The following is a 17,703-nucleotide window of genomic DNA, read 5'->3' as shown; positions in this document are numbered from 1 at the left end:
ATGATTAATAAATAAATTCGTTGTTATCTATTGTTATTGAATCTAGTTTTATGTTAGAAACAAGCGATTTAAAAGTGATGTAGTCTTGAAAACTTAATTTTTCATCAAAGTTTAGCTTAATGCTAATTGTCTTGTTAGGGAATTGGTGTTTTAAGTTTGTAAGATGATTTTCAAACTCAGAATAATGTATTGTTTTAATACTTAATTCATCATTTGTGTTAGTAATATGAATTTTTTTATCTAAACCTAACTTTAGATGTATAGCTATAGTATTGTCTTTAGGAAGTTGAGACGTCTTTTTTTGTATGCCAACTGAAGATTCTTCCCAATAGACCACATCAGTAAACTCTATAAACCCTAAGTTTTTAATGCTAGTATCATTGCAACTGTAATAGTTTTTAGCATTTTCATTTTTATGCATTTCAGCATTTCTCTTTTTGTCTTGTAAAAATTTTATTTTGGGTATAGCTTGTTCTAGTTTTAATCGCTTATCAACATTAACCAGCCAATTGGTGGTGCTAATTAAGTTTTTTCGGTTGAGTTCTAGACTATCTGGTTGGGTTTCATCGTAAAACAAATAGGCTGAGGATACATCTTTTACTTCTGTAATTTTTGCCTTATTAATTTCCGGCAGCAAAACAACTTTGTCTTTTCCACAGGATAAGCATAAAGCAGTTAGTATTACTATATAAAATTTGATTTTCATTAGTGTAATAGATTTGTAAGTTTTATGCATTCCATAGCTTCCTTAACATCGTGTACTCTTAAAATAGTTGCTCCTTTTTGTAAGGCAACAGTATTTAAAACGGTTGTACCATTTAAAGCTTCTTTTGGAGTGTTGTTTAAGGTTTTGTAAATCATCGATTTTCTAGACATTCCAGTCAATAATGGTAATTCAAGCATTTTAAAAAGGTCGAGTTTGTTCAGTAGCTCAAAGTTTTGTTCGGTAGTTTTGGCAAAACCAAAACCAGGATCTACAATAATATCAATAATACCAAGAGCTCTTGCGGCAGTTATTCTTTCAGAAAAGTAAAATAAAATATCTTTTACCAAATCATCATAGCTTGTATATTGTTGCATAGTTTGAGGTGTACCTCTCATGTGCATCATAATATATGGAACTTGCAATTGGGCAATGGTTTTAAGCATATCTTGATCCAATAAGCCTGCTGAAATATCGTTTATCAAGGCAGCTCCAGAGTTGATAGCATGTTTAGCAACGGCACTTCTAAAGGTGTCAACCGAAATTAAAACATCAGGAAATTCTTTTAAAGTTAGTTCAATAATTGGAAGTATGCGTTTTAACTCTTCGGTTTCAGAAACATGTTCAGCATTAGGTCTTGAGCTGTAAGCACCAATATCTATAAACCTTGCTCCATCTTTAAGCATTACATATATTTGAGAGAGTAGCTCACTTTCGTTTTTGTATTTTCCACCATCATAAAACGAATCTGGAGTTACATTTAAAATACCCATTACTTGAGGTGTGCTTAAATCTATAAGTTGCCCTTTGCAATTAATAGTCATAAATAAGAATTTGAAGTGTTAATAGTAGCAAACTTTAAAGGCTAAACTTTGAACTTTAAACTTTTTTATGCGAAATTTACGGAAAATTAAATGTTTTAAATGCAAGATACCTCAAAACAGTACGACGACGTTATAAAAACATGCCGAGACTTATTTGTTAATAAAATGAAAGACTACGGAAGTGCATGGAGAATATTAAGATTACCGTCGTTAACCGACCAAATTTTTATAAAAGCGCAACGTATTAGAAGTCTTCAACAAAACGAAATACGAAAAGTTGATGAAGGCGAAACTAGTGAGTTTATAGGTATAATAAATTATTGCATTATGGCGCTTATACAGTTAGACAAAGGTGTTGTAGAACAGCCAGATTTATCAGTTGAAGAAGCTACTGAATTGTATGATGAAAAAATAGGCATTACCAAGCAATTAATGATGGATAAAAACCACGATTATGGTGAAGCTTGGAGAGAAATGCGCGTAAGTTCATTAACCGATTTAATTTTGCAAAAACTATTGCGCGTAAAACAAATTGAAGATAACGCAGGAAAAACACTGGTTAGCGAAGGTATAGATGCTAATTATCAAGATATGATAAACTACGCTGTTTTTGCAATGATTCACTTAAAAGAATAACACATGAAATTTATAGTAAACGTTAGTAGATTGCTTGTTGGAGCACTTTTTATATTCTCAGGTTTTATAAAACTTAACGATCCGTTAGGGTTTTCGTATAAACTCCAAGAGTATTTTAGTTATGACGTACTTAATATTCCTTTTTTAGAGCCTTATGCTTTAGGGATTTCCATTTTTGTGGTCATTTTTGAAGTAGTTTTAGGGATATTTTTACTCATAGGTTATAAACCTAAGTTTACTGTTTGGAGCCTTTTGGCAATGATTGTGTTCTTCACATTTTTAACCTTTTATGCAGCCTATTTTGATAAAGTAAAAGACTGTGGTTGCTTTGGTGATTTCTTAAAACTTACACCTTGGGAATCGTTTACCAAAGATGTTATTCTGCTAGTGCTTATTTTAATCCTGTTTTTTGGAGTAAAACATATCAAACCAATTTTTGGAAAATTAGGACTAACTGTTGCATCGCTATTAAGTTTTATAGCATGTTTATGGTTTGCTTACCATGTGTTAATGCACTTACCTGTATTTGATTTTAGAGCATACAAAATAGGAAGCAACATACAAGATAATATGACAATTCCTGAAGGCGCTAAAAAACCAGTTATGGAATGGACATGGTTATTTGATGTCAATGGTGAAGAAAAAGAATTTGTGACTAATGGGTCTTATCCAACTGTTGAAGGTAAACTTATAAGTTATGAAACCAAGGTTATTGAAAAAGGATATGAACCTTCTATATTGGATTTCTCTATAGAGTCTGACGACGAAGATTTAACCACTCAATTTCTTGAAGAAGACCACCTTGTAATGATAACGAGTTACAGCTTAGAGTCTGCTGAAGTTGACGGACTTAAAAAGCTTAAAGCAGTGTCAGATAAAGCTATTGAAAACGGTTATACTGTTATTGGGCTTTCTGCATCTGGAAACGATGTAAAAGCACAAATTAAAAAAGATTACGACTTAAATTTCGATTTCTATTTGTGTGATGAAAAAGTGCTAAAAACTATTGTGCGTTCTAATCCTGGAGTATTGGTGTTAGAAAAAGGAACTGTACTTCAAAAAGAACATTGGAATGATATTGAAGATATTGAGTTGCCAAAGGTTGAGCGTAAGCAGGAAGTTATTAAAGATGATGGAACAGTATACTTAATTGATGGCGAAATATCAACCAAAGAAGAAGTGGAAGCTTTAACTAAAGATGATATTGAAGCAATGTATGTTCTAAAGGAAAGAAACGAAGGAGATGTTTTGGATTCAATCAATGCAGCAAATAAAACCAACTATACATCATTTGTAGAAGCTGTTTTAAAAAAGGAGTAATCTGATAAGCTATTTCCTAAATAAAGCCTTTTATGCAATACTTACCTTATTAGGAGTAGTTACGGTAATCTTTTTTCTGTTTAATGTCTTACCAGGAGATCCTGCTCAAATGATGTTAGGTCAAAACGAAGACAGCAAGCAGCTAGCAATTGTTAAAGCAAAATATGGTTTCGATAAACCCATAGGAACCCAGTATTTATATTACCTTAATGATTTGTCACCTTTGTCTTTTCATTCAACTTCAAAAAATGATTACACGTATTTAAGAAACGGAAAATACACAGCTTCAAAACTATTCACTATTGGTAATACTACAACGGTTTTAAAATTTCCTTACCTAAGAGAATCGTTTACCAAACAAGGAAAAAAGGTGACACAAGTAATTGGAGAAACGCTTCCTAATACCTTTGTGTTGGCTGTTTCTGCTATTGTAATTGCAATAGTTTTAGGGATTATTTTCGGGATTATATCAGCATTGTACAAAGACACATGGATTGATAAAATTATTCAAATTCTAAGCACATTAGGAATGAGTGTGCCTTCCTTCTTTAGCGCAATACTCTTTGCGTGGTTATTTGGGTTTGTACTTCATAAATACACTAATCTTGAAATGACAGGAAGCCTTTATGAGTTAGATGATTTTGGCGAGCGTATGCATATTAAATGGAAAAACCTTATTCTACCAGCTATTGTATTGGGAATTCGTCCACTAGCAGTAGTAATACAACTTATGAGAAACTCGCTATTAGAAGTCTTTAATCAAGATTACATAAGAACAGCTAGAGCAAAAGGACTAAACGAATTTCAGGTTATAAAACGTCATGCTATAAAAAACGCATTAAATCCCGTGGTTACTGCAATTTCAGGATGGTTTGCATCTATGCTAGCAGGAGCTGTTTTTGTAGAATATATTTTTGGATGGAATGGTCTCGGAAAGGAAATCGTGAATGCATTAAATACTTTAGATTTACCAGTAATTATGGGAGCTGTATTAGTTATTGCAATTGTATTTGTAAGTATTAATATTTTAGTCGACATAATCTACACATGGTTAGATCCTAAAGTAAAATTGCAATAAAAATGAAAAAAATGAACATTCTATTAGTAGCACTAATTAGCTTTTTAAGCTGTAGTAAAGACACTCCAACTCAATTTTCGCAAGATGCCTTAAATGATACATTTGTAACCTTAAACGGAGAAACAATACCATTTAATGAAATACTTACCAAGCACAAAGGTAAAACCATATTAATTGATGTTTGGGCATCTTGGTGTAAAGATTGTATAAAAGGCATGCCAAAAGTTAAAACTTTACAAGAAAATAATACCGATGTTGTCTATGTCTTTTTATCTTTGGACAAGAGTATGGATAGCTGGAAAAGAGGAATAGATAAATATCAGGTTGAAGGCGACCATTATTTTATGCAATCAGGTTGGAAAGGTGACTTCGGAACTTTTATTGACTTAGATTGGATTCCAAGATATATGGTAGTTGATGAAACAGGAACAATCAAACTCTTTAAAGCAGTGAAAGCCGACGATAGTAAACTTATAAATGCATTAAAATGAGAAAAAAAATAGTAGCAGGTAACTGGAAAATGAATAACGATTTATCGTTAACAGAAGGATTAATAACCGATTTAAAATCGCAATCAAAAACATCTGATGCGCAAGTGATGGTTGCTCCTACGTTTACCAATTTGTGGCCTGCTTTTCAGTCATTAAGAGAAACCGATATTGAAGTTGTAGCGCAAAACATGCACTTTGCTGAAAATGGTGCCTACACAGGAGAAATAAGTGCAAGCATGCTAAAAAGTGTTGGAGTTAAAACAGTAATACTAGGTCATAGTGAACGTCGTGCATATTTTAATGAAACCGATGAGCTTTTGGCTAAAAAAGTTGATGCTGCTTTAAACAATGAAATGACTGTTATTTTTTGTTTTGGTGAAGAGCTAGATGATAGAAAATCTGGTAATCATGAGCATGTAGTTGAAAGCCAAATTAAAAATGCTTTGTTTCATTTAGAAACGTCTGCATTTAGTAATATAATATTAGCTTACGAACCTGTTTGGGCTATTGGTACAGGAGAAACTGCGTCACCAGAACAAGCTCAAGACATGCACGCATTTATTAGAACAACATTGGCTAATAAGTATGGCAGTGAAATAGCTGATAGTGTTTCAATATTATATGGAGGAAGTGTAAAGCCTAATAATGCTAAAGAAATTTTCTCTAAACCAGATGTTGATGGAGGGTTAATAGGTGGAGCATCACTAAAAGCAGAAGACTTTTTTGCGATAGTTAACGCGTTCTAATTAAAAAGTAAATAATATAAAAAAAACGGTCTTAAAATTTTAAGACCGTTTTTTTATATACCTATTTCAACCTGAAAGCGCACATACCAATTATTAGCACTGCTAGAATCGAAATAGCTTAAATCGCTATTGGTAACTTCGGCTTGCAGTTTTAAAGCGTGTTCCCAAATGTATTTAGTTACACCCAAACTGTATTGATTGGTTTGTGGAGTTAAGGCTTCAATATCTTCATGAGGTTTTTGATACGAATATCTACCTATAAGTTCGTAGTTGTTTTCAAAAACATAACTCAATTGCGCATCAAATCCATGGCCAACAAAAACGTATCTAGTGTCAGTATTGTCTTCAGGGTTTACCGTTATAGGGTTGTTAGTTGTTCTATTCATATAAGCAGTTTGAAACGCCCAACCATTATACTTTAAAATCGCGTCTAAAAGAACAGATTGCATATCGCGCTGCTCAAATAAATCGTCACCTAGAGTGCCTCTGGTTCGTCTTGCTTTTTCATTATAATGATACACACCAGATAACATTAGTTTAGGCGTAGCTTCTCGCTTGATATCACCTTCAAAAAGAGTTCCATTGTTTTTAAATGCACCAAAAGGAAACAATTCTAATCGACCTGTAAATGCTAATCCATTGTCAGGGTCTTTGGTCCAGTTTCTACCTTCACCTGTACTAATCGCAGTTTTAACATTGTAAGAAAACTGATTTTGTAATTCGTTTAAATAATACACTTGCAAACCAAAATCTCTATCAATATTAAAACGAGCGTTGTTGATAGAACGATCTGTAAGTTGTAAAGCTCCCGAAGAGTTAATACGTTGTCTGTTACCAGGTAATTTTGTTTGACCAAAACCAATGTTCCAGTGATTATCTGGTCTATAAAACACAATAGCATCTCTTATAATGTTGAGGTTTTCGCCATCCTCAATAGCTCCAACATCGTTTGGAGAAAACGATAACTGAATTACATAAATTATTTTTGGGTCACCAACATAACCGTCAAAACGTAAACGTAAACGTCTTATCATGGCTTCATAAGCAGGATCTTCGTCTTCGTTGTTTAAATACGTTAAACGATTTTGCATTCTAAATCGAATATTCAACTTAAAAATACTATCAGGAGAGGTAATACCTAGTCCTTTTCCGTAGCTATAATAAGGAAGTGCAGAAAGTTTAATATCGTTATTGTCTTGAGCATTTGTTATTGTACAAAAGCAAAAAAGACATAAAGCAATAATGAGTTTGTTCATTTTAAAATCAATTTAGCTACAAAAGTAAGAGTAACTAAATTAAGGATTAGTAAATTTGCAAAAAAAAAGATGTCAAATACAATATACATAGGCTATTACTTTAAAGTACAACCGTTGCAACCAGCTGTTGAAATTTTGATTGCTGAATTAGGTTATGCTGGTTTTGAAAGTTTTGTTGAAACAGAAGAAGGTGTTACAGCGTACATTCAAAAAGAGGAGTGGAGTGAAACTATTTTAGACGATATACAAATTTTAAACTCTGATGAGTTTGAAATTTCTTTTTCGTTTGAAGACATTGAGCAAACCAATTGGAATGAAGAATGGGAAAAAAACTTCACACCAATAGTTGTAGATGAGAAATGTTCGGTACGTGCGCCTTTTCATGACAAACCAAATACAGAGTACGATATAATTATTGAACCAAAAATGAGTTTTGGTACTGGTCATCATGAAACCACACATATGATGATACAGTATATTCTTAATAATGATTTTAAAGATAAATCGGTTTTAGATATGGGTTGCGGAACAGGAGTTTTAGCGATTTTAGCTGAAATGAAAGGCGCAAAACCAATTGATGCCATAGACTATGATAACTGGTGTTATTTAAATAGTTTAGAAAATGTAGAACGTAATAATTGTGAGCATATTACAGTTTTAGAAGGAGATGCAAGCTTATTGGTAGATAAACATTATGATGTTATTATAGCTAATATAAATCGAAATATCCTTTTAAACGATTTAGACAAATATGTAGCATGTTTGAACAAAAATGGCATGTTGCTCTTAAGTGGTTTTTATAAAGATGATATACCAGTTTTAGAGGCTGAATGTAATAAGCATATGTTAAAACTCGTTGAAACTTTAGAGAAAAACCATTGGGTTGCTCTAAAATTTTTAAATTAGTCTAAAAAAAGAAGAAGAATGGGAACTATAGAAAAAACATCAGAAGAAGTTCTTTTTAAAGAAGACACCCTAAGACAAAACGAAATTGTGCTTTACAATGACGATGTCAATACTTTTGACCATGTTATTGAAACTTTAATTTTTGCTTGTGATCATACTCCTGAACAAGCAGAGCAATGCTCTATTATAGTCCATTACAAAGGGAAATGTACTGTAAAAACTGGTGATTACGACGATTTAAAACCACGCTGCTCTAAACTCTTGGAAGCAGGTTTAAGTGCTGAAATTGTTTAGTGAGGCAATTTGTCTTTTAAAACACCGTAAATGTAAGTTCCAAATATAGCAGCAGCTATAACTATAAGCATACTAAAAACACCTGTACCAACCAAAATATACATTGGTCCAGGGCAAGCTCCAGAAAGTGCCCAACCTAGTCCAAATATTGAACCACCTACAATGTAACGTGTTAATCCCATATCCTTTTTAGGAACATTAACTTGAGTGCCTTCAATATTTTTTAGTTTTAAAATCTTAGCTATTTGTAATAGTAAAATACCAGTTAATACAGCGCTTCCTATAATTCCGTACATGTGAAACGATTCAAATTTGAACATTTCATAAATGCGATACCATGATACAGCTTCAGACTTTACTAAAACAATTCCGAAGAAGATACCTACTAATAAAAATTTTAAATACTTCATACTAACCAAAAATTAAAGGAAACAATAAGTGAATCATTACTAGGCCACCAATAAAAAAACCTATAACTGCAATAAGAGAAGGTAATTGTAAACTACTTATACCTGTTATGGCATGACCAGAAGTACAACCTCCAGCATAGCGAGTACCAAAACCAACTAAAAAGCCACCAATAATTAAAATGGCTAAATTTTTAATGGTGAAAATAGAGTCTAAACTATAGAGTTCTGGTGGTAACAGTGATTTACCAACGTTATTGAAACCTAAAGCATTAAGGCTTTCAATAGTTTTTGGGTTTAGGTCAATATTAGTAGGTTCTGACAAATAAAATTGAGCGATAAAACCACCAATGACAGCACCTAATACTACAATAAGATTCCATTTGTAGTCTCTCCAGTTTATATTAAAAAAAGACACTTTTTTTCCTGCACCACCAAGGGCGCAAAATGTTCTTAAGTTTGACGACATCCCAAATGTTTTTCCAAAGTAAATAAGTGTAAACATTACTAAGGCTATCAAAGGACCAGTAACATACCAAGGCCAAGGTTGTAAAATATAGTCTATCATAAATTTAATTTTTGCAAAGTTACTTTTAAGTAAATTATCGTTGTGTGATAAATGTTACTTAAAAGTCTAAAACTTCTATTTTATTTCTACTGAGTTTTATTTTGTTATCATTTTCTAGTTGTTTCAATAGTCTAGAAATTACAACTCTAGAGGTGTGAAGGTCTTCTGCAATATTTTGATGGGTTTTACTAATTGTAGTAGATGCATTTAGTTTTACTTGGTCAATTAAGTATTTAAATAAACGCTCATCCATTTTCATAAATGCAAGTGTATCGATAGTTTCTAGCATTTCATTAAAGCGTATTTGATAGCTTTGAAGAATAAAGTTTCTCCAACTATCATTATTATGAAACCATTCACTCATTTTTTCATTAGGAATCATGATAACTGTTGAGGTTTTGTCAGCAACAGCTCGTATTTTACTTTTTGATTTAGCCATACAACAGGTAAGAGACATTGCACAGGTATCTCCAGTTTCGAGAACATATAATAAAAGTTCGTTACCATTGTTGTCCTCTCTAAATACTTTAATGTTGCCTTCAAGCAATAGAGGAACGTGTGTGAGTTCTTGATCAATATCCATAATAATGTCATTAGCTTCAAACGTTTTTAATACACCATTCTTGGTTATGCTATTTACCAATTGTTCGTCAAAATTATAATGAAAAGGCGCTAAAATTTCTTTTTGTATCATACATCAAAAATAAGGAAATACATTTTTGAAATAATTGTTTGGAAGTTTTTTAATAAAAGTATTATATTTGCACCCACTTTAAAACGGCCTCGTGGCGCAACTGAATAGCGCATCTGATTACGGCTCAGAAGGTTACAGGTTTGAATCCTGTCGAGGTCACTAGATAAAATCCTAATTCATTTGAAAATAATGAGTTAGGGTTTTTTGTTTTTACTTTATTAATTTTATTTGTTTGTTAATTAGTACAGCAAATTTATCTTACAGTTTTTACATAAGATAAGATTATCTACTTAAGATTTATATACTGTTTGTACAGCATTTATCGGTTTTACACAGGCAGTATTTTAAATTATAAATATGTAACACTGCTAAAGAAACAGAAGAGATATGCATTAAGCTTTCAGGTAATGAAATCCACAATAGTCTTTCATTTATTATTAAAAAAAATAAACAAGACCAATTAATCCATAACAAAGGCTTCATGAAAGGCTTTGATGTGTTTTGAGTAGAACGTTTTACTGCTAGTAATGAAATAGCAAGAAAGATAAAATCTAAACTTTTCCACCAAAAAGGACTTGAAGCACAACCTCCAGCAGCACAAGAGTGTACTATGAAGAGCAAAGGTGTGGCAATACAATGGAGTAAACATAGCGTACTTGCAAGCGCTCCAACTGTATCTGGTTTTTGTAAAATAATTTTCACTTAATATAATTATTAATGCAACTAGGTTGCAAATATAATTTTATTATTTGGTTTTACAACATAGTTGTGATAACTTTGAGTTATGGCAATAATAAGAAAGACCAAATCAGTAGAAGCGCTTTTAACCTTATTTAATAAAGCTGAGAATGCAATGTCAGTTGTAGAGTTGGTAAAACAACTAGAAGATGAAATGAATAAAACAACTGTTTATCGTATTTTGGAACGTTTAGAAGAGAGTGGGCATTTACACTCATTTATAGGTAAAGATGGATTAACGTGGTATGCCAAATGTAAAGATTGTGATGAAGCTCATCACCATGATGCGCATCCTCATTTTCAATGTTTAAATTGTGGTAAGGTAGAATGCTTGTCAGTTGATGTTTCTATTCCAAAAATACCTAATCGAGAAGTAGTTGTCTCTCATGTTTTAATTCAAGGAAAATGTGAGTCTTGTGTTAAATAATATAATATTTATAAAAATAAAAAGCAGCTATTTTATAGCTGCTTTTTTTATATTATCAATGAGTGTTTACTTTTATTCAACAATACTTAACTCATCAACAATGTGGCTTGATTTTGCGTATTTGTCTATTAACCATAGTACAAATCTTATATCAACATTAATAGTTCTTTGTAGGCTTGAGTCAAAAATAACATCTCCAGCCATAGCTTCAATGTTTCCGTCAAAGGCTAAACCAATTAATTCTCCTTTTCCATTTAGTACTGGAGAACCAGAGTTTCCTCCAGTAATATCATTATCTGATAAGAAGTTTACAGGCAATTCACCTTTACTATTAGCGTATCTACCGTAGTCTTTTTTATTGTAAATGTCTAGTATGCCTTGAGGTAAATCAAACTCATCATCATTAGGCTTATATTTATTGATTAAGCCTTTAAAAGTTGTGTAGTTATTTACAGTAGCATCGTTTCTTGGATCATTAGGTAAGGCTCTTACTTTACCATAAGATAGACGTAATGTAGAGTTAGCATCTGGATATTTTATATTACTTAATTCAGATTTTCTTAACCCATCAACTAACAATCTAAAAGATTTTTGGTAGTCTTCTAGTGGTTGTTTTAGATGTTCAGGTTGTTCTCTGTATTTTTCTAATAAACCTGATGAAAGTTTATAGAGAGGATCGTTAGCTAGTAAATTAGCATCAGGATATTTTAAAAACGCTTCTGCGCGTTCTTTTGATGAAAATAAACTTAACTTAAAGATTGTGTCAATAAACGAATTAAAATCATTGCTTTCAGAAACATTCAATACTACTTCTGGTAAGTCGTAATTAGATTTAGAAGTATAAAGTTCTAATTGAGCTGCTAACATTTCTTTTTCTAAAGGAAGGTGGAAATCTTTATAAGAATTCTCAATGAATTTAGTTAATTCAGGTAATAATTCTTTACGCTTTGCTTCATTAGCTTCAATATAGGCTTCAAACCCTTTTCCTATACGATAAGGTAACATTGAAAACGTACTAGAACGTAACATTATTCTAAGGTAATTGTCATGTTTAGCTTTTTCGTTTGTTAAGTTGTAGTAGTTGTTTATGTTACTAATTACATCTCCATAGGTTTCTTTATTAGGTTTTTTGTTAGCCCATTTATCAAACTTTTTCTCTACCTTTCGTTTAGTTTCAGCAGTTTTATGAGCTGTTAAGGCATCAATCATCCCTTGTCTATTTTTCCAATAGTTTGCTATGCTTGCATATTTAGAGGCGTACATTAAATTTATGGACTCATCTTTATCCATATATTTTTTCATAACGTCCATACTAAGCTTTGAACCTTCAACCCAAGCAGGATAAGTATAATTAACATTTTGCTCAATACCTTCTGCAGGCATCCAACGGTTAGTTCTTCCTGGATAACCTAAAATCATTGCAAAATCATTTTCTTCAACACCTGAAATATTTACAGGTAAGTGATATTTTGATTTTAAAGGAACGTTACTAGTTGAATATTGAGCAGGATTACCATTAGCATCAGCATATACTCTAAAAATAGAGAAATCTCCTGTATGACGAGGCCACTCCCAGTTATCAGTGTCTCCACCAAATTTTCCTATTTTGTCAGATGGTGTTCCTACTAGTCTTACGTCAGTATAATCTTCATAAACGAAGTAGTAATATTCGTTACCTTGAAAAAACGAACGAACAGAAACGGTATATTTACCACCTTCGTTATTTTCTTGCTCAATTTTTGCAATTTCTTTGTTAATGGCAGCTTCACGCTCTTCTTCGGTCATTGAATCGTTAACTTGAGATAATATACGGTTTGAAACGTCATCCATTCTAACAAAAAACCTCACGTATAAGCGCTCAGGTTTTAATTCTTCTGAAAGTGATTTTGCCCAAAACCCATTTTTTAAATGGTTTTGTTCTGCAGTTGATAATTCGGCAATTGCATTGTAACCACAGTGATGGTTAGTTAAAACCAGTCCGTTTTCAGAAATAATACTTGCAGTACAACCACCATTAAATTGTACAATGGCATCTTTAAGGCTTTGGTTGTTGATGCTATAAATTTCTTCGGCAGTTAACTGAAGTCCCATTTTTTGCATATCGCGTTGATTTAATCTGTCGATATGCATTAAAAACCACATGCCTTCATTTGCAAAAAATGAAGTAGGTAAAGAAATTAAAAATGCAATAAGAATTAATTTAGTTTTTTTCATTATGTAATTAAGTGTTAATGATTTGTGTTTGGGCTTCGTTATAGGTCTAGGAAAAGAACTAGTTTGTAGATAAGTTGCTGATTTGAAGCTTACACATTTTTTAATTGAAATTTATTTAATGCTACTTAGTAGCAAAATTAAGTATTTATTTATAAACGCAACCATGTTGCTTTAAAAAAATAGTGATTTTATTTTTCTTTTTGAGTTTTGCAATTCACCTTGAGTATATTAATTATTTAATGCAACTAAGTTGCGTTAAGTAAAATTTAATCGTATTTTTGTAGTAAAATTTTGTAACACAATTAAGCTTATTATGTTAAATTAATAACTATGAGTGTTACTGACTCTAATTATAGTTTTGCTTCATTTTACAATATGCATTGTAGGTGTGAGTTAAATGTAAATAATGACTAGAAGAGAAATAATTAAACTATTTGGAGTATCGGGTTTGGTGCTAGCGTTACCAAAACCTTTATCACTCTTTGCTAAATATAACAACATGGATAAAAATGAATTTGAAGTAATTATAATTGGTGGAAGCTATTCAGGGCTTTCGGCAGCAATGGCTTTAGGGCGTTCTTTAAGAAAAACCTTAATTATAGATTCTGGTAAACCTTGTAATAGGCAAACACCACACTCCCATAATTTCTTAACGCAAGATGGTAGTACACCGCAAGAGATTTCTACGATTGCTAAACAACAGGTTTTAAGCTATGACACTATAAGGTTTTATGAAGGGTTGGCTATTAGTGGTAAGAAAATAGCTGAAGGTTATGAGGTTACTACTTCTAATCAAGATGTTTTTAGAGCAAAAAAACTTGTTTTTGCTTCAGGAATAAAAGACTTAATGCCTAATATAAAAGGGTTTTCAGAATGTTGGGGAATATCTGTAGTGCATTGTCCTTATTGTCATGGGTACGAAATACGTAATAAAAAAACAGCAATTATAGCTAATGGTGAACGTGCTTTTCATATTGCTTCTTTGGTCAATAACTTAACAAAAGACATTACGATATTAACTTCTGGAAAAAAAGATTTTGATGACAATCAACTTCTTAAGCTCAAATCACATAATATAACAGTTATAGAAAATGAGGTTTTAGAGATTGAGCACAAGGAAGGACAATTAGAGACTATCATTTTTAAAGATGGTAGTAAAGCACATTTTGAATGTGCTTATGCTTCTATTCCGTTTGAACAAAGCTCTAAAATACCCGAAGAATTAGGTTGTAAGCTAACTGAACATGGACATATTGAAGTTGATTTTATGCATAAAACAACCATGGATGGAATTTTTGCTTGCGGTGATAATAGCTCAATGATGCGTTCTGTAGCTACAGCTGTTTATGGAGGAAATATTACTGGAGCAGTTATTAATAGTGAACTTACAAAAGAAAGCTTTTAGTATGGTGGAGGTGTTAATAACTAATGAGAGAACGGAAACCTTCTCAAACAAAATTTTAAAAATATTAGTTGATAAATTTCCAAGCTTAAAGTTTAATTTTGATTTAGAAGATTTTAATGAGACATATCCTTGTGGGCACTCCGTTTTAAGAGTAGAAGGTAACCTTATTAAGATTAACTCTATTATTAAAATAGTTAAAAGTTATAATATAGAATGTCAATTACTGGAAGATAGAATTTGTAGTTAGTGATGAGGTTTAGAAAAGTAAACTGAATTAAGGTTTTAATTGTTGTTTTTTTAAAAAGTTGTATAAACAATTGAAATACTATATTTTAAATAGGCTCTGGAGTAACTTATAAGGCCATGAAAAAAGCAAGCTCATTTTAGTAAAGCTTGCTTTTTAGGATTAAATATGAAACAATTTAAAATATATTTAATGAATAGTAGGCAATTATTAATTGTACTTTCTTTTAATAAACCATAAGTCAGTTAGGGATAAGTTTATGTTTATGGTATGAATGTTTTCTTGTATTAAAATACCGTCAATGTTTCCTGTTTTTTTATAACCATATGAGAGGTTTAATTTTGAACCATTAAAATCAAGAGGAAACCCTAAACCTAAACTAAAAGAACTACTGCTAATATTTTTATCATCAACTTTTAAATATCCACTGTCGTAGTTAAATCCTGCTCTATAGTTAATACGTTCCCAATACTTATAACTTGTTGGGTCTTTTATAAATTCGGTGCCAAAATTAATGATGTTTTGATCAACATAATCTCCAGTTTCATCACTTTGATTAGTTGAGTTCCAAAAACTTTTTTTAAAGTCTAAAGCAAAATTAAAATATTTGTATTTTTTGCTGATTCCCAGTCCTAACTTAAGGGGAAGTTTAAAGTTAGCAATGTTCTCATTTGTGGTTTCTTCAATTGTTGTTAATGCAGATTCGGTAATTTTACTGGTCGTCGTATCTCTACTTGCAGATAAAGATGTTGGACTTTCAATTGTTAACCCTATAGTGTTTTTTTCTAAAAAAGTGTATTGAGCACCAAAACCAAACCTAACACCTGAATAATAATTATCTTTTTCTATTGCAAGAAGGCTTGTAGTTGTTTGAACACTTTCAGTTTCTTCAATTTTTCCGAAAAGATAAGAGAAACGTAATCCAACATTCAAGTTTTTAAGCAAAGGTTGTCCATAATCAACACGTAAATCGTTTAAAGAACCAGAGCCTGTTATATTAGTGGAGTAGCTTTCGTTATTGCTTCCTTCAATAACACTTTCAATTCCTACAAGCGTATAGCCTACATTGCTTGATGGTAATAAAGAAAGTCCTAGGCCATATTTACCATTAGCATTAAACCCTATTGCAAAATTTGAAAAATTTGTAACGTGTCTTAGTTCGTTGTTTTCTCCATTGTTTAAACTTTCAATTTGAGTATAAAAACCAATATCAAAAATGAATTTTTTCTCTTTTATGGTTGCAAAGGATGCAGGGTTTAAAAAATTAATCTCTTCACTAGCATCTAAAGAAATACCTGTATAACCCATACCGCTAGATTTACCTATGTTAGAATTTCCTTCAATCCCAAGACCAAAAAGTGAATAAGGTGATCCAGTTAAATTATTAGTTTGGCTATTTATGTTTGTACTTAAAGCAAAAAGTAATATAAATGGTAGTAGTAATTTATTCTTAATTTGTATCATAAATGGCATAAGTTAAAATGAGTTTTGCTCCCTCGTTCTCATACATATCATTAAAAATCATTCTATCTACTGATTTGTTATAATCTGCGTGATATAAAATTATAGCATCGTCGATAAGTGGAGACTGTATGAGTTTTCTGTCTATATATTGCAATACAGGTATTTCGTAATAAACGTCATCATATCCATCAACCGATTCAACAATTGTTGACATGACTTCTCCTAATGAGTTGGAAACTTGTTCTGTAATACTATTGTTTTGATCTATGTAATAAAGGCTTAAGCTATCCTTTAAGGGTAAATTATCGTTATAGGAATGTATTTTGGGTTTTAGCCTTAATTTGGCATCAATAACAGTTCCTTGTCCTTCAATTTCATACAGTTTTCTTATGGAAGGAAAGTTAATTCTTGTAAAATACCCAACTCCAGATTGGTAGTAACTTTCATTATTACTATCTAAAGATGATAAATTATAATCTTGATTGGTTAAATTAGATAAGGGTAAGCCAGAAACATCTGATTGAATACGATTAAAGTGTTTTGGGATATCGCTACTTTCAGTTATGTATAAATCATAAGTGTACTCTGTGTCTTCATCGTCGTCGGATAACCTATAAAAAAACCGTAAATATGTGGAGTCTGTTTCTGTTGAAAAACCAATGACTGACCCATCTGAAGCTTCGTCAATTTGTAGTGTAAACCCTTTGTATTCTTGAACAAATTCCTCAGTATCACTTGTGTTGTCTTTAATAAAGTCAAACATAGTATTACCAAACTCAAAAGGTATAGAGACATGTAGAGAGTCGCTGTTTGGTCTAGGAGCAAATGTTTTAGTTGCTATTGGTGAATCATAAAAACTAAGTGTTGAAGTATTATAAAAATCGCTATCATATGGTTTAACCTTCTCATTTAAACGATGAAACCTCATTTGCATTAATTGTGTAGTATCATTGTAGAAATACTGGTCGTAATTTAAAATTAAAGCAACACTGTCTAAAACTGCAGCATCTGAAATTGAATATGTGTATGATGATAATTCAAAGTAAGGTGTTGTGGAAATTTTTCCTAAAGAAGCGTCATTGTATTGTCCAAATAGTAATCGGCCAGTTTCCGAAGTAGTAATACTATCTAATTTAAATGTTGATAAGTCTACACTAAGTGTGTCTATTCTAATTACTCTAACATTAGAATCGGTAAATTCTTCACCAACTATAAAGTTAGAAACTTCATCTTCTTGTGAGCAATTAAACAAACAAGAACAAATTAATATTGAACATAAAAGTCTTAA

The 17,703-nt window shown here is 31.7% G+C and carries 19 protein-coding genes and 1 tRNA gene; 10 read left to right on the top strand and 10 right to left on the bottom strand.

Annotated features, from left to right (window positions below; translation table 11 throughout):
• Positions 1–4: 4 nt before the first annotated feature.
• Positions 5–706: a hypothetical protein gene (locus tag A8975_RS13575; RefSeq protein ID WP_134201186.1), complete on the bottom strand. Its 702-nt coding sequence runs from the start codon at positions 704–706 to the stop codon at positions 5–7.
• Positions 706–1,527 carry a dihydropteroate synthase gene (folP, locus tag A8975_RS13570; RefSeq protein WP_134201184.1) on the bottom strand — a complete coding sequence of 274 codons (822 nt, stop codon included), beginning with the start codon at positions 1,525–1,527 and terminating at the stop codon, positions 706–708. Before folP ends, A8975_RS13575 begins: the two co-directional genes overlap by 1 nt.
• A 99-nt stretch (positions 1,528–1,626) precedes the next feature.
• On the opposite strand from folP, the gene A8975_RS13565 reads away from it, so the two are divergent.
• From A8975_RS13565 to tpiA, 5 genes are read left to right on the top strand one after another with little or no spacing between them, the layout of a single operon-like run.
• Complete coding sequence (locus A8975_RS13565; RefSeq protein WP_131507965.1) at positions 1,627–2,163, top strand: DUF1599 domain-containing protein; 537 nt, start codon at positions 1,627–1,629, stop codon at positions 2,161–2,163.
• Positions 2,164–2,166: 3 nt separating this feature from the next.
• Complete coding sequence (locus tag A8975_RS13560; RefSeq protein ID WP_134201182.1) at positions 2,167–3,483, top strand: BT_3928 family protein; 1,317 nt, start codon at positions 2,167–2,169, stop codon at positions 3,481–3,483.
• Between the two features lies 1 nt (position 3,484).
• Entirely contained in the window at positions 3,485–4,561 is a 1,077-nt protein-coding gene (locus A8975_RS13555; protein ID WP_134201180.1) for an ABC transporter permease, read from the top strand.
• A gap of 11 nt (positions 4,562–4,572) precedes the next feature.
• Positions 4,573–5,052 (top strand): TlpA family protein disulfide reductase, encoded by a 480-nt coding sequence (locus A8975_RS13550; RefSeq protein ID WP_317128049.1) that lies wholly within the window; start codon positions 4,573–4,575, stop codon positions 5,050–5,052.
• On the top strand, positions 5,049–5,798 hold the full coding sequence (tpiA, locus tag A8975_RS13545; RefSeq protein ID WP_134201176.1) for a triose-phosphate isomerase: 750 nt from the start codon (positions 5,049–5,051) through the stop codon (positions 5,796–5,798). The genes A8975_RS13550 and tpiA overlap by 4 nt, the downstream gene beginning before the upstream one ends.
• A gap of 53 nt (positions 5,799–5,851) precedes the next feature.
• Here the strand turns inward: tpiA and A8975_RS13540 are convergent, their stop codons facing one another.
• Complete coding sequence (locus A8975_RS13540; protein WP_134201174.1) at positions 5,852–7,054, bottom strand: porin; 1,203 nt, start codon at positions 7,052–7,054, stop codon at positions 5,852–5,854.
• A gap of 69 nt (positions 7,055–7,123) precedes the next feature.
• Here A8975_RS13540 and prmA point away from each other — a divergent pair, with 69 nt between their 5' ends.
• Both prmA and A8975_RS13530 read left to right on the top strand, forming a co-directional pair.
• Positions 7,124–7,960, top strand: coding sequence for a 50S ribosomal protein L11 methyltransferase (gene prmA / locus A8975_RS13535; RefSeq protein WP_134201172.1), 837 nt, complete (start codon positions 7,124–7,126; stop codon positions 7,958–7,960).
• An 18-nt stretch (positions 7,961–7,978) separates the two neighbouring features.
• Positions 7,979–8,254: an ATP-dependent Clp protease adaptor ClpS gene (locus A8975_RS13530; RefSeq protein WP_131507951.1), complete on the top strand. Its 276-nt coding sequence runs from the start codon at positions 7,979–7,981 to the stop codon at positions 8,252–8,254.
• Here the strand turns inward: A8975_RS13530 and A8975_RS13525 are convergent.
• The 3 genes from A8975_RS13525 to A8975_RS13515 all read right to left on the bottom strand — a co-directional run bounded on the left by A8975_RS13525 (position 8,251) and on the right by A8975_RS13515 (position 9,923).
• The gene (locus A8975_RS13525) at positions 8,251–8,664 is read right to left on the bottom strand and encodes a DUF6691 family protein (RefSeq protein ID WP_134201170.1); all 414 of its coding nucleotides are present in this window, start codon (positions 8,662–8,664) and stop codon (positions 8,251–8,253) included. The two genes, A8975_RS13530 and A8975_RS13525, sit on opposite strands and share 4 nt — an antisense overlap.
• A 1-nt stretch (position 8,665) precedes the next feature.
• Positions 8,666–9,226, bottom strand: a complete 561-nt coding sequence (locus tag A8975_RS13520) for a YeeE/YedE family protein (RefSeq protein ID WP_131508022.1) — start codon at positions 9,224–9,226, stop codon at positions 8,666–8,668.
• A 61-nt stretch (positions 9,227–9,287) separates the two neighbouring features.
• Positions 9,288–9,923: a Crp/Fnr family transcriptional regulator gene (locus A8975_RS13515; protein WP_134201166.1), complete on the bottom strand. Its 636-nt coding sequence runs from the start codon at positions 9,921–9,923 to the stop codon at positions 9,288–9,290.
• Positions 9,924–10,008: 85 nt separating this feature from the next.
• On the opposite strand from A8975_RS13515, the gene A8975_RS13510 reads away from it, so the two are divergent.
• Positions 10,009–10,082 (top strand) — tRNA-Arg (locus tag A8975_RS13510).
• Between the two features lie 138 nt (positions 10,083–10,220).
• Here A8975_RS13510 and A8975_RS13505 read toward each other — a convergent pair.
• Positions 10,221–10,625 (bottom strand): MerC domain-containing protein, encoded by a 405-nt coding sequence (locus tag A8975_RS13505; protein ID WP_134201164.1) that lies wholly within the window; start codon positions 10,623–10,625, stop codon positions 10,221–10,223.
• 82 nt (positions 10,626–10,707) lie between these two features.
• Here A8975_RS13505 and A8975_RS13500 point away from each other — a divergent pair, with 82 nt between their 5' ends.
• Positions 10,708–11,088: a Fur family transcriptional regulator gene (locus tag A8975_RS13500; RefSeq protein WP_134201162.1), complete on the top strand. Its 381-nt coding sequence runs from the start codon at positions 10,708–10,710 to the stop codon at positions 11,086–11,088.
• 72 nt (positions 11,089–11,160) lie between these two features.
• On the opposite strand, the gene A8975_RS13495 is transcribed toward A8975_RS13500, so the two are convergent.
• Positions 11,161–13,302, bottom strand: a complete 2,142-nt coding sequence (locus A8975_RS13495) for a S46 family peptidase (RefSeq protein WP_134201160.1) — start codon at positions 13,300–13,302, stop codon at positions 11,161–11,163.
• Positions 13,303–13,801: 499 nt separating this feature from the next.
• Here A8975_RS13495 and A8975_RS13490 point away from each other — a divergent pair, with 499 nt between their 5' ends.
• A complete protein-coding gene (locus A8975_RS13490) occupies positions 13,802–14,707 on the top strand; it encodes an NAD(P)/FAD-dependent oxidoreductase (protein WP_410504201.1) in 906 nt (301 codons plus the stop codon).
• Positions 14,708–15,161: 454 nt separating this feature from the next.
• On the opposite strand, the gene A8975_RS13480 is transcribed toward A8975_RS13490, so the two are convergent.
• Positions 15,162–16,415: a hypothetical protein gene (locus A8975_RS13480; RefSeq protein WP_134201156.1), complete on the bottom strand. Its 1,254-nt coding sequence runs from the start codon at positions 16,413–16,415 to the stop codon at positions 15,162–15,164.
• Complete coding sequence (locus tag A8975_RS13475) at positions 16,402–17,667, bottom strand: DUF4270 family protein (RefSeq protein WP_208325376.1); 1,266 nt, start codon at positions 17,665–17,667, stop codon at positions 16,402–16,404. Before A8975_RS13475 ends, A8975_RS13480 begins: the two co-directional genes overlap by 14 nt.
• Between the last annotated feature and the right edge of the window lie 36 nt (positions 17,668–17,703).

This window comes from Meridianimaribacter flavus, assembly GCF_004366715.1.
Classification (GTDB): domain Bacteria; phylum Bacteroidota; class Bacteroidia; order Flavobacteriales; family Flavobacteriaceae; genus Gaetbulibacter_B; species Gaetbulibacter_B jejuensis.
The sequence above is the reverse complement of the archived record's forward strand: the minus strand, read 5'-3'. Positions and strand labels throughout refer to the sequence as shown.